We start from the raw sequence: 11,683 nt of genomic DNA on the forward strand, positions 1-11,683 counted from the left end.
CAACTGCGGGCTGCTCTGTGCGTCGCCGGGGGCGAACTCGGGAACCACGCGCGCCACCCGGCGGCCGGCGGCCTCCAGCGCCTGCAGGTGCTCGCGCAGCCAGGCGCGCTCGCACACCGCCACCCACACCGGAACGCCGCCCTGCGCGCCGGGCTGGATGGCGAAGTGCAGCGCCGGGGTGTCGTCGAGCAGGCGCTCTTCGAGCAGGCCTTCGAGCACCAGACGCAGCCGCGGCGTCTGCCGGCCCGGGCCCAGGGGCAGCCCGGGGGGCAGTTGCACGCGCTGCCACGAAAGGGCCCGCGCCGGGACCACGGCCACCACCTCGGTGCCCGGGCGCATGGGCAGCAGGGCGGCCGGGGCGTTGGCCTGGGCAATCGCGCGGTGACCGTCTGCCGTCAGCGTGTAGCTGTACTCCGTGGCGGGTCCCGGGCAGGCCGGCGGCAGAAAGAGGATCAGGGTGCTCATGGAACGGGCGCCATTCTAGGGGACCAGGGCTTGGCGCCCGGGCGCCAGGGCGTGGCGTGCTCGAGCGCGCCGCGTTCGCGCCACCGCGTGGTGACGTCCATCCCCTGCCGGTACAGCAGCGAACGCTCGTCCACCGTGTTCTCGCCCAGGCGCAGACGGCCGCGCACCTCGAAGTACGACGTGGCCACGGCGTGCGCGGTCTTGGTGATCTGGACGCCGCTGCCGAGCAGCGCGCTCACGTCGTCGAGACTGTTGAAATGCCGCTCCGCGCGGACCTGCACGATGCGTTGCGCGCTCGCGCTGTCCAGGCCGTCGATGGCGGCTTGCAGCACCTCGATGCCGGCGGTGTTCAGGTTCACCGGCGTGGGCCTCGGCAGCAGCGCGACGTGCGGCGCCAGGACGGCGACGGTGGCCGGCGTCAGCCCCAGCCAGCCGAGCTGGCTGACCGTGGGTGGCTGCAGCGGCGCGTTGCCGCTGTCGCCGCTTCTGGCCTGCGCCCGTTGCAGGCCATCGACCAGCAGATTCAGCTCCTGCATGGGCAGGCCCAGGAGCTCGAAGAGCCGCGTGAACTGCTGCAACGCCAGCGCCTGCACCTTGCCGTTTTCGATCAGGTTGGTGATGTTCAGGCGGCCCTGGAGGTCGGATATCTGGCCCGAGAGAAAGGCGTCGGCGGTTTCGGTGCTCGCGTCATCGACCTGCGTGACGTTGTTCTCGGCGGCCAGAAAGGTCGACAGGCGCGACTCCTGCAGCGGCACGGCCCAGGGTTCTGCCAAGTGGTCGGCGCCACCCGGGCGGCCATCCTCGCGCAGGATCAGGCGCGACCAGTCGAGCGCGCCGACAAGGATCCAGGCGGATTGGACGCGCGCGCGTTCGGCGGTCTCGATCTCGATGGCGCGCCACTGCTGCCACATGGCGGCGGCGGCAAAGGTGGCCACCAGCGTGACGATGAGCATGGCCGCGAGCAGTGCGGCGCCCCGGATCCGGCGCCGGCTCATGAGCGCTCCCCGCCGAGCACCGGGTTCACCCAGTCGCGCGTGAGCAGGCCGGCGAGCGCCTGGCCCGCGGGCAGGGTGATGCGCAGGCGCACACCGTCGGGAACGGCGGCAGCGCTGCTGCCCGACGCGCCGTCGCTGCTCGACAGCGGGTTGGACCACGCGCCGCCGCGGGAATAGAAGATTTGCCAGTCGTCCAGCGTGAGCAGCGCGGTTTCGTGGCGCCGCTCGGCCTCGCCCGGGGTGCGCGCCCATTGGGCCGCCTGCTGCCAAGCCTGCTGCCATTCGGCGCGCGTGCGCAGCGGCGGCGATTGCCAGCGCAGCCACTGGCCCGTGGTGCTGCGGCGCGTCCAGGCCACGACCAGGGCGCCGGTGTCGGGGATGGTGCCGCTGCGGCGCGTCAGGCGCAGCACCTGGCCGTCCCAGTCCAGCGCCGTGGTGTTGGCAATCGGCAGCACCGCGTCCAGGTCCGTGCCCCACTGGCTCAGGGCCGCTTGCAGCACCAGCAATTCATCGGCCCGCTGGCGCGTCGTTTCCTGCGCGCGCAGCATGCCGTCGAGCCCGCGCCAACTCAGAATCGCCAGCAGGGCCATGACGCCGATGGCGACCAGCAGTTCAATCAGCGTAAACCCCCGCCGGCCGCGCGCGCGCCGCGTCGGGGCCAGCGCGGAGCCGGCTCTGCCGGGCCGCTGCTGGTGCCCCCCCGGGGGACGACGCGAAGCGGCTCGAGCGGGCGCATCAGTAACGCCCTATGACGGTGGAAATGCGCAGGATGGCGTTCTCGCCATCGACCACCCGCGCGTCGATGCGCCGAAAGCCCGGGTTCGGCGTGGGGAGCACGTTGGTTTGCACTTGCAGCAGGCGCCCGGCCTGCACGCAGTCCGCCGTGCTGTCGCCCACGTTGGGCATCTGGCGCGACAGGCGGGCCTTGATCAGCTCGTTCTCGGCGCACAGCTGGGCGAGCACGATGTCCGACTGCCGCAGCGCGTTGCGCGTGAGCGCCGTCGTGGCCTGCACGCCGGCCATGAGCGCGAGCGCGACGATGGCCAGCGCCACGACCACTTCCAGCAGCGTAAAGCCGCGCTGCCCGGCCGGCGCCATCATGGCGCCGGGTCCACGGAGAACGGGCGCACGCCGTCGGTGGCGATGCGCAGGCTGCGCCCGGGGGCCGACAGGTGGGTGATGAGCAGTTGCTGCGGGCCGATGAGCGGCTCGGGCCCCAGTTGCAGAACGCCCGGCCCGCGCACGACGGTTCCCGCGTCCAACCACTGGCTGGGCAATGCGGCCTGCGCTGCGGGCGGCAGTCCCTCGAAACGAAAGCCCTGCGGCAGGGCGCGCCAGCGCACCGCAAGGCCCATGGCGCGCGATTGCGCGCGCGCCGATTCGAGCAGCGCGGCAAGCCGGTCGGCCTCGCGCTCGAGCAGCGTCTGCCCGCTGTCGCGCAGGGCCAGGCCCACGCCGGCCGTCGCCAGCGCCATGATGCTGACGACCACCAGCAGCTCCAGCAGGGTGAAGCCGCGTACGCGCGCGCGCCGGGGCCGGCTATTGCCAGCTGCCAATGTCGGCATTCTTGCCTTCGCCACCCGACTGCCCGTCGGCGCCGAGCGACATGACGTCGATCTCGCCCTTGATTCCGGGGTTCAGGTACTGGTAGGGGTAGCCCCAGGGGTCGTTGGGCAGTTTTTCCAGGTACAGCTTCCAGTTGCGCGGCACCGGACCCGTGGTCGGCTTGGTGATGAGCGCCTGCAGGCCCTGCTCGGCCGTGGGGTAGCGCTGGTTGTCCAGGCGGTACAGCTTGAGCGCCTGCATGATGTTGGTGATGTCGGTCTTGGCGGCGGTCATGCGGGCGTCGTCCGCGCGCTCGAGCACATTCGGCACGATGAGCGCGGCCAGAACGCCGATGATGACCAGAACCACCATCAGCTCGATCAGGGTGAAACCGCGGCCGCGGCGGGCGCGGTGCAGGAGGATGCGGGACGAGGACATGTTCACTGCGGGCGATCTCTTCTCTTGGGGTGGGCGAATCGCCTGCATCATAATCTCCCCCATGGTGAGCAATTCGTACAGCGAATGGGGTGTGCGGCTGGGGACTTTGGCGTTCTGGGCCGCAGCGGCTGCGAGCCTGGTCTTCTGGGGGCTGCGCCTGACGGCACCTGCGGATGGCCCCTTGGCGCCCGCCGTTGCCGCAGCCCCTGTGGCGCTCGACGCCCAGGCCCTGGCGCGCCTGTTCGGGGCCGTGCCCGTGGTGTCCGACGCGGCACCCGTTGCGCCGCAGGCCGCGGCCCGGCTCGCGCTCCTGGGCGTGCTCTCGGGCCGCCGCAGCGGCGGTGGCGCGGCGCTGATCGCGATCGGCAACCAGCCGGCGAAGCCGTTTCGCGTCGGCGCCACGGTCGATCAGGAACTCGTCGTGCAGTCCCTGGGACTGCGCCAGGCGCAGCTCGGGCCGCGCGTCGGCGGGCCCACGACGCTGACCCTGGAAATGCCGCCTTTGAGAAACTGACACCCCGCGAGCAGAACGCGCGGATCCGCCCGATCCGGGCCTGCCATGCACCGGCAAATGAACGCCATGAAGAAGGGAATCCACGGGGTTTTGGGAAAAACCGCGTCCCTATAATCGCGACCGTTCGATGGCAGAGTGCTTCGCGGTCTGCCCTGGCATCCGGTTTGCTAGCACGTCTGCATGCCGGATTTTTTGTACCTGAAACCCTCCGACAGGAGCCGTTGTCATGAAACTGTTCAAGGCCGTAGCCACCGCCCTGGCGCTCTGCGCTGCATTCCTCGCCCAGGCCCGGACGCTGGACGAAGTCAAGAAAGACGGCAAGATCCTCATCGCCACCGAGGGGCAGTTCGCGCCGTTCAATTTCTTCGACGGCAGCACGCTGACCGGCTTTGAAGTGGACGTCGCCGAGCTCGTGGCCAAGAAGATGGGGCTGCGCATCGAGTGGAAGACGCTGGGCTTCGACGCCCTGCTCACCGGCCTGCGCCAGGACCGCTGGGACTTGGTGATCGCCTCGCACGGAATCACCGAGGAGCGCGCCAAGGCCGTGACTTTCACCGATCCCCATTACTGCTCGGGCGGAATGATCATCGCCATGGACCCGGCGATCAAGAACGCCCGGGACCTGGCGGGCAAGGTGGTCGCGGTGCAGACCGGAACCAGCTACCTGGAGAACGTGCAAAAGATCTCGTCGATCAAGGAGATGAAGAACTTCCCCACCGACATGGACGCGCGCAGCGCGCTGGTCTCGCACCGCGTGGACGCCTGGGTGACCGACCGCTTCGTGGCCAAGGCCATCGCGCAGAAGAACCCTGGCGTCGGATTCAAGCTGGGCGACATGCTGTTCATCGAGCGCATCGCCGCCGCCGTGGCCAAGGGCAACGCCTCGCTCGCCAGCGGCTGGAACAAGGCGCTGGCCGAGGTGCTGGCCGACGGCAGCTACGCCGCCCTGTCCAAGAAGTACTTCGACGAAGACGTGCGCTGCCACTGAGCCCCCCACCCCTGCATGCTCACCGCCCTTTGGCCACAACGCTGGAGCCGCCAGCAGTGCAGCAACGCCACGCTGGTCTCGGCCGTCGTTCTGACGCTGCTGGCGCTGGCCCTGCTCGGCCAGTTGCTCTCGTTTCTGCCCGAGCCCATCGGCTCCAACGCCCAGGCCTTCGCGGGCGGCGCGCGCACCACGCTGTGTCTCACGCTCGTGAGCGGCAGCCTGGGTCTGGCGCTGGGAACGGGCGCGGCGCTGGCGCGCACCGCGCGCTGGGCGGGCGTGCGCTGGGTCGCGGGCGGCTACATCTGGATCATCCGCGGAACGCCGTTGCTGGTGCAGATCCTGTTCGTCTACTTTGCGCTGCCGGTGCTGGTTCCCGGGCTGAACCTGCCCGACTTCGCCGCCGCCGTGCTGGCGCTGGGCCTGAACGTGGGCGCGTACAACGCGGAGGCCATCCGGGCCGGCCTGCTGGCCGTTGCGCGCGGCCAGACGGAGGCCGCCAGGGCGCTCGGCCTGAGCCGGTGGCACGTGTTCCTGGACGTGGTGTTCCCGCAGGCGTTCAGAATCTCGCTGCCGCCGCTCGTGAACAACTTCGTCGCGCTGCTCAAGGACTCGTCGCTGGCCTACGCCATCGGCGTGGTGGAACTGACGAACGTCGGCAACCGCATACAGTCGGCGACCTTCCAGCCCATCGCCACGCTCTCGACCGTGGCCGTCACCTACCTGCTGCTGACGACCCTGGTGACGCAGATCTCGGACAGCGTCGAGTACCGCTTCGACGTGGAAGGGCGCAACCCTTGAGCCAGCCCGAGCCCTTCATCGTCACCGAGCGCGTCTGCAAGGCCTTCGGCACGCAGCAGGTGCTGCGCGATGTCTCGACCGTGTTCAACACCGGCGAGGTCAGCGTGATCATCGGCGCCTCGGGGTCGGGCAAGAGCACGCTGCTGCGCGCCATCAACCGGCTCGAGCCGCATGACTCGGGGTGCATCCGGATCGACGGCGTCGAGGTGAGCGACGACCCGGCGACGCTCCAGAGGCAGCGCAGCGAGGTCGGCATGGTGTTCCAGCAGTTCAACCTGTTTGGCCACATGAGCGTGCTCGACAACCTGACGCTGGCGCCGCGGCGCATCCGCCGCACCCCGCGTGCGCAGGCCAACGAACAGGCCATGACCCTGCTGCGCCGCGTGGGAATGCACGCGCACGCGCACAAGTATCCCTGGCAGCTTTCGGGCGGACAGCAGCAGCGCGTGGCGATCGCCCGCGCGCTGGCGATGCAGCCCCGGGTGATGCTGTTCGACGAGCCGACCTCGGCGCTCGACCCCGAAATGGTGCAGGAGGTGCTGGACGTGATGCGCGAACTGGCGCGCGGCGGAATGACCATGGTCGTGGTGACGCACGAAATGGGTTTCGCGCGCGAGGTCGCAGACCGCGTCCTGTTCTTCGACCAGGGTGGCATCGCGCACGACGCCGCACCCGCCGAATTCTTCGAGTACCCTGCGAGCGAGCGCATTCGTGCCTTCATCGGCCGCATGAGCTCCTGAAAGACCCCATCACCCACCACCACCAGCCCAACCAGCCCAACCGGAGTGACCATGAAGCCAAACATGAAACCAAATCACGCCCTCCTTGCCCTGCTCGCCGCCGGCCTGTACAGCCTGCCGCCTGCCGCCTTGGCGCAGTCCGCCAAGGACTTTGAAACCCTGCGCGACGAGCTTCGGGCGCTACGCGACGAACTCAACCAGCTCAAGGCCCGGCAGGCGCAGCCGTCTGCGGCGCCAGCGCCGAACGAGCGCATGGACGCGCTGGAACTCAAACAAAAGGACGCCGTGGTGCTCGGCGACATCCCGGGCAGCCTGCGCCTGCCCGGCAGCGAGACCTCAATCCGCCTCTACGGCCAGATTGAAGCCAATCTGTTCAAGGACTTCAAGACCACGGCGCCTGGCGAGCTCTTCAGCAACATCATGGAGCAGCCGCTGGGCGGCGGGAGCACCGGCAAGACCGCGTACACCGCGCAGACCTCGCGCTTCGGCTTCGAGACCTCCACGCCGACCTCGGCCGGCAGCTTCAACACCAAGCTCGAGGCCGACTTCTACGCCAGCTGCGGCGGCACCGAATGCAACCGCAACCGCCTGCGGCTGCGCCATGCGTATGGCGAGTACGCGGGCTGGACCATCGGCCAGACCTGGTCGACCTTCATCGACCTGGACACCCTGCCGGAGACCGTGGACTTCAGCGGCCCGCCCGGCGCCCCGGGTCCCCGGGTGGGGCAGCTGCGCTACACCTACAGCAGACCCGGCCTGCCCAAATTCCAGTTTGCGCTGGAAGATCCCACGAACGGCGCCAAGCTCCCGAACCTGGTCGCCCGCGTCAGCAAGGTGTTCGACTGGGGCAGCCTGAGCACCAGCCTGTTGTCGCACGAACAGCGCGTGGACGGCGTCAGCAAGCGCGGCCTGGGCCTGAATCTGGGCGCCGGCTTCAAGGTCTCGCCCAGCACCACGCTCACGGCGCAGTACACGCGCCTGGACGGCGACGGCGACGCCGCGTTCCTGACGGGCGTGAACACCCCCGTGCTCGACGGCAACCGGTTGCGCCTGGACCGTGCGCAGGGCCTGATGCTCGGGTTGGGCCAGAGCTTCGGCGAGAAACTGCGCGCCCACCTGGCGCTGGGCATGATGCGCTCGAGCCACAAGCTTGGCGACGCCTACGTGAACGCATTCGGCGGCAAGGGCAACCGCCAGCTGTACCAGTGGCACGCCGGCATGTACTACCTGCCGATCAAGAACGTGGAACTGGGCAGCGAACTGCTCGGCGGCCGGCGCCGCACCTTCGACGGCGGCAAGGGCGACCTGCTGCGCCTGAACCTGCAGGCGCGCTACATGTTCAACTGATCCTGCGCCGATCCTTCGTCGCTCACCCGATGCGGCTGGCCGGGAAACCGGCCAGCCTTTCTCATGCGCCCAGAACGTCTCGGCCTGCTGGCCCTGCTGGTGGTGACCGCGGTATGGGGGACCACCTTCCCCGCGATGAAGCTGCTGTCCGCGCAACTCGACGCGCTCCAGATCATCTGGCTGCGGTTTGCCATTGCCCTGCTCGTGCTCGCGCCGCTGTGGCGCGGCATGCTGCGCCATGAGTGGCTATGGGGCTGCGCGCTGGGCCTGCTGATGTTTCTCGCGTTCTGGCTGCAGGTCGAGGGCCTGGCGCGCACGAGCAGTAACCGCAACGCCTTCGTCACCGGACTGAACGTGCTGGGGGTTCCGCTGCTCGCCATGGCGCTGCTTGGCCGGCGCTATGGCTGGCGGCTGTGGGCCGCCTGCGCCATGGCCTGCGCGGGAATGGCGCTGATGTTCCACGAGGACGCGCCCTGGAGCCGGGGCGATACGCTCACGCTGGCGAGCGCCGTGCTCTACGCCCTGTACATCCTGGCGCTCGAAGAATGCGCGCGCCGCACCCTGGCGCAGCCGCTGCGCGCCAGCCGCATGGCCGCGGCGCAGGCCACGGTGATGGTGCTCGCGGCCACGCTGCTGCTGCTCACGCGCGACGGCGCAATGCGCGGGCTCGCGTCGGCGGGCGCCCTGCCCCCGGCTGCCTGGGCCGCCCTTTTGTATCTGGGCCTGCTCGCCAGCGTCGTGGTGGTGACGCTCCAGGCCTGGGGCCAGCAGCGCGTGGACGCCATGCGCAGCGCCATCGTGTTCGGTCTGGAGCCCGTTGTCGCCGCCCTGACCGCCTGGGCCCTGCTCGGCGAGCAACTGGGCTGGGCAGGTCTTGGCGGAGCGGCGTTGATCGTCGGGGCGCTGGTGTTCAGCCAGATCCGACCCCGCGCCAGACCCGGGATGCATTCCCCATGAGCCGCTGCGCGTCTGGCCGCGCTCAAGGCTCCACGAGCGGCACGTCGGCCGCCAGGCGGGGTTTGCCGATGGGCGCCGTGGCTGCGCCCTTTTGCACGGCGAGCATATCTTCCTCGCTTGGGTACTCGCCCAGCAGCCAGTAGTCGAACACCCGCCGTGCGATGGGCGCGGCAACGCCGGCGCCCCAGCCTGCGTTCTCCACGAGCACCGCGAGTGCGATGCGTGGTTCATTCGCCGGGGCGAACGCGATGTAGAGCGCGTGGTCGCGCTGCTGCTCCTGCAGCCGGGCGGCGTTGTACCGGTCCTTCTGGCCGATCGACACGGCCTGCGCGGTGCCCGTTTTGCCGGCCGACAGATAGCGCGCGCCGGCAAATGCGCGCGCCGACGTGCCCTCCTGCGTCACGCCGACCAGCGCACGCCGCACCACCTCCAGGTTCTCGGGTCGGTAATGCAGGTCGACGGCCGGTTCGCGGGCCAGCGGACGGCGCTCCTGCGTGACCGCGTCCAGCGTGGCGATGGCCAGATGCGGCCGGTGGCGCAGCCCCGCGTTCGCCAGGGTGGCCGTGGCGTGCGCGAGCTGGAGCGTGGTAAAGCTGTTGTAGCCCTGGCCAATGCCCAGCGAGATCGTCTCGCCGGCGTACCACGTTCCTTGCCCGGGGCGGCGGTAGGCGTTGCGCTTCCACTCCCGGTTGGGTAGAAGGCCACGCAGTTCACCGTGCAGATCGATGCCCGTGATCTGGCCAAAGCCGAGCGGCTGCATGAAGTCGTGCATCAGGTCCACGCCCATGTCGTTGGCCAGCGCGTAGTAGTACACGTTGCTCGACTGCACGATGCTGCGGTGCATGTCGACCGCGCCCAGGCCATGGTCGCTGTGGCTGCGAAAGACATGCCCGCCGAAGCTCCAGGAGCCGTTGTCCTGCGTGATCGCCGACGGCGTGCGCTTGCCGCTTTCCAGCGCGGCCAACGCCATGAAGGGCTTGTAGGTGGAGCCGGGCGGGTAGGTGCCGCGCAGCGCGCGGTTGAGCAGCGGCTTGTCCGGGGACTCGTTCAACGCGGTCCAGTTTTCGACGTCGATTCCCTCGACGAACAGGTTCGGGTCGAAGGTCGGCTTGCTCACCAGCGCGAGCACCTCGCCGGAGCGCGGGTCGATTGCGACCAGCGCCCCGCGGCGCGCGCCAAAAAGGTCCTCGACCAGCTTTTGCAACCGGATGTCGAGCGCCAGCAGCACCGCGTCGCCGGGGGTCGCCGGGTAGCTGGACAGGCTGCGCACGGCGCGCCCGCCCGCGGAGGTTTCCATTTGCTCGACCCCGGTGCTGCCGTGCAGGACGGGCTCGAAGCTCTGCTCGATTCCCAGCTTGCCGATGTATTCCGTGCCGCGGTAGTTGGCCTCGTCGTCCGAATCCTGGATGCGGGTCTTCTCGTTCTGGTTGATGCGCCCGATGTAGCCGATGGCGTGGCTTGCCACCTCGCCCAGCGGGTAATTGCGAAACAGCCGCGCCTTGATGTCCACGCCCGGAAAGCGGTAGCGCTGCGCAGCGAAGCGCGCCACTTCCTGCTCGCTCAGGCGCGTGCGGATGGGCAGCGACTCGAAGTTGCGCGCCTGCTCCAGGAGTTGCTTGAAGCGTCGGCGGTCCCGGGGCTGGATCTCCACGACCCGGGACAGTTCGGCGATGGTCTCGTCAAGGTCGCCCGCCTGCGCGGGGGTGATCTCCAGCGTGTAGGCCGAGTAATTGCTCGCCAGCACCACGCCGTTGCGGTCCAGGATCAGCCCCCGGCCGGGAACGATGGGGACGACCGCCGTGCGGTTGCTCTCGGCCTGCGCGGCCAGGTCTTCGTGGCGCAGAACCTGCAGAAAAAAGAGCCGCCCAGTCAGCACGCAGAACGCCGCCAGGGCCACGATGCCGACCGCCAGCGCGCGCATCCGAAAGCGCGCGGCGTCGGCCAGGCTGTTGCACAGTTCGGTCATGGGTAGCGGCGCAGGGTCACGGGATTGCCCATCGAAGTTCCCATCACAAAGGGCGGCTCTGATCGCTGTCGGGCGGGCGGCGCTGCGGCGCGAGCAGTATCCAGCTGGCCAGCGGCCACAGCAGCGTCTCCAGCACCGGCGCCAGAAAGCCCGCCAGCCCCGGAAAGATTCCGCCGCCGGCCATGCGCAGCAGGAGTTCCCCGGTGTGCGCCAGGGCAAACAGCGGGAACACCTGCAGCGCCTGCAACGGCACGCTGAACCACAGCAGGCGGCGGTGCATGGCGATGGCGCCGAAAGACAGCAGGGTGTAGGACAGCGCATGCTGGCCGAGCAGCGCGGACTGGTTCACGTCCATGCACAGCCCGAGCAGGAAGGCTGCGCCCATGCCAACGCGCAGGGGCTGGTGCACGCCCCAGAAGACGAGCAGCAGCATGAGCAGGTCGGGCATCCAGACGACGCGTCCCAGCGGCAGCATGTTGCCGGCCAGCCCCGCGACCAGGCTGGCGACCACGAACACCGGATTCACCGGCAGCAGCAGGGGTTCGCCGCGCGGCATGATCATCGCGGGCCACCTTGCGCAGTGGGTCTGCGGCCGGTCATTTGTTGCGTCTCCCGCGCCGGGCCGCGGCCGCGGGTTCGGGCCGCGGCAACCCGCTGTCCGCCAGCGGCTGGAGCACCAGCACGTGGCGCGCGCCCTGTACCTGCGCCAGCGGAATGCAGTACACGCGCGCGAACGCCGAGTCGGCCTGGCGCTCCACACGCAGCACCCGCGCCACGGGCAGGCCCGGCGGGTACAGGCCGTCGACGCCGCTGGTGGTCAGCAGGTCGGCCTCGCGCAGGTCGGCACTCGCGGGCATGAAGCGCAGTTCCATGCCGCCGTGCCCGGCCACGGGGTCGCCGTAGGCCACCGCGCGCGCGCCGGTGCGCACG

Annotated in this window: 15 protein-coding genes; 6 read left to right on the forward strand and 9 right to left on the reverse strand. The window is 69.7% G+C overall.

Translation table 11 applies throughout. The annotated features are described in order from the left end of the window. The 6 genes from gspL to gspG form a co-directional block, all read right to left on the reverse strand. On the reverse strand, positions 1-465 hold a 465-nt coding region (gene gspL, locus VTU_RS27350), incomplete at its 3' end, for a type II secretion system protein GspL (protein ID WP_010105234.1). Continuing rightward, positions 462-1,460 carry a type II secretion system minor pseudopilin GspK gene (gene gspK, locus VTU_RS0114175; RefSeq protein ID WP_010105235.1) on the reverse strand — a complete coding sequence of 333 codons (999 nt, stop codon included), beginning with the start codon at positions 1,458-1,460 and terminating at the stop codon, positions 462-464. The genes gspL and gspK, both read right to left, overlap by 4 nt. Then, entirely contained in the window at positions 1,457-2,122 is a 666-nt protein-coding gene (locus VTU_RS0114180; RefSeq protein ID WP_040892854.1) for a PulJ/GspJ family protein, read from the reverse strand. The genes gspK and VTU_RS0114180 overlap by 4 nt, the downstream gene beginning before the upstream one ends. A 73-nt stretch (positions 2,123-2,195) precedes the next feature. After that, positions 2,196-2,561: a type II secretion system minor pseudopilin GspI gene (gspI, locus tag VTU_RS0114185; RefSeq protein WP_010105240.1), complete on the reverse strand. Its 366-nt coding sequence runs from the start codon at positions 2,559-2,561 to the stop codon at positions 2,196-2,198. Beyond that, positions 2,558-3,025, reverse strand: a complete 468-nt coding sequence (locus VTU_RS0114190) for a prepilin-type N-terminal cleavage/methylation domain-containing protein (RefSeq protein ID WP_040892855.1) — start codon at positions 3,023-3,025, stop codon at positions 2,558-2,560. The genes gspI and VTU_RS0114190 overlap by 4 nt, the downstream gene beginning before the upstream one ends. Then, positions 3,000-3,443: a type II secretion system major pseudopilin GspG gene (gspG, locus tag VTU_RS0114195; protein ID WP_010105244.1), complete on the reverse strand. Its 444-nt coding sequence runs from the start codon at positions 3,441-3,443 to the stop codon at positions 3,000-3,002. Before gspG ends, VTU_RS0114190 begins: the two co-directional genes overlap by 26 nt. A gap of 61 nt (positions 3,444-3,504) precedes the next feature. Here gspG and VTU_RS0114200 point away from each other — a divergent pair, with 61 nt between their 5' ends. The 6 genes from VTU_RS0114200 to VTU_RS0114225 all read left to right on the forward strand — a co-directional run bounded on the left by VTU_RS0114200 (position 3,505) and on the right by VTU_RS0114225 (position 8,787). Then, positions 3,505-3,957, forward strand: coding sequence for a type II secretion system protein N (locus tag VTU_RS0114200; RefSeq protein WP_029554410.1), 453 nt, complete (start codon positions 3,505-3,507; stop codon positions 3,955-3,957). Positions 3,958-4,183: 226 nt separating this feature from the next. Beyond that, on the forward strand, positions 4,184-4,945 hold the full coding sequence (locus tag VTU_RS0114205) for a substrate-binding periplasmic protein (protein ID WP_010105247.1): 762 nt from the start codon (positions 4,184-4,186) through the stop codon (positions 4,943-4,945). A gap of 15 nt (positions 4,946-4,960) precedes the next feature. After that, positions 4,961-5,743 (forward strand): amino acid ABC transporter permease, encoded by a 783-nt coding sequence (locus VTU_RS0114210; RefSeq protein ID WP_010105249.1) that lies wholly within the window; start codon positions 4,961-4,963, stop codon positions 5,741-5,743. Then, entirely contained in the window at positions 5,740-6,483 is a 744-nt protein-coding gene (locus VTU_RS0114215; protein ID WP_010105250.1) for an amino acid ABC transporter ATP-binding protein, read from the forward strand. The genes VTU_RS0114210 and VTU_RS0114215 overlap by 4 nt, the downstream gene beginning before the upstream one ends. A gap of 63 nt (positions 6,484-6,546) precedes the next feature. Continuing rightward, positions 6,547-7,830 carry a DcaP family trimeric outer membrane transporter gene (locus tag VTU_RS0114220; RefSeq protein ID WP_010105251.1) on the forward strand — a complete coding sequence of 428 codons (1,284 nt, stop codon included), beginning with the start codon at positions 6,547-6,549 and terminating at the stop codon, positions 7,828-7,830. A gap of 63 nt (positions 7,831-7,893) precedes the next feature. Next, entirely contained in the window at positions 7,894-8,787 is an 894-nt protein-coding gene (locus VTU_RS0114225; protein ID WP_010105252.1) for a DMT family transporter, read from the forward strand. A 22-nt stretch (positions 8,788-8,809) separates the two neighbouring features. Here the strand turns inward: VTU_RS0114225 and mrdA are convergent, their stop codons facing one another. From mrdA to mreC, 3 genes are all read right to left on the reverse strand, one after another. Then, a complete protein-coding gene (gene mrdA, locus VTU_RS0114230) occupies positions 8,810-10,753 on the reverse strand; it encodes a penicillin-binding protein 2 (protein ID WP_010105253.1) in 1,944 nt (647 codons plus the stop codon). Between the two features lie 43 nt (positions 10,754-10,796). Then, entirely contained in the window at positions 10,797-11,315 is a 519-nt protein-coding gene (gene mreD, locus VTU_RS0114235) for a rod shape-determining protein MreD (protein WP_010105254.1), read from the reverse strand. A 34-nt stretch (positions 11,316-11,349) separates the two neighbouring features. Beyond that, the coding region (gene mreC / locus VTU_RS0114240; protein WP_029554411.1) for a rod shape-determining protein MreC at positions 11,350-11,683 on the reverse strand (334 nt) is incomplete at its 5' end.

Source organism: Verminephrobacter aporrectodeae subsp. tuberculatae At4, from assembly GCF_000193225.1.
GTDB classification, from domain to species: Bacteria; Pseudomonadota; Gammaproteobacteria; order Burkholderiales; family Burkholderiaceae_C; genus Acidovorax; species Acidovorax aporrectodeae.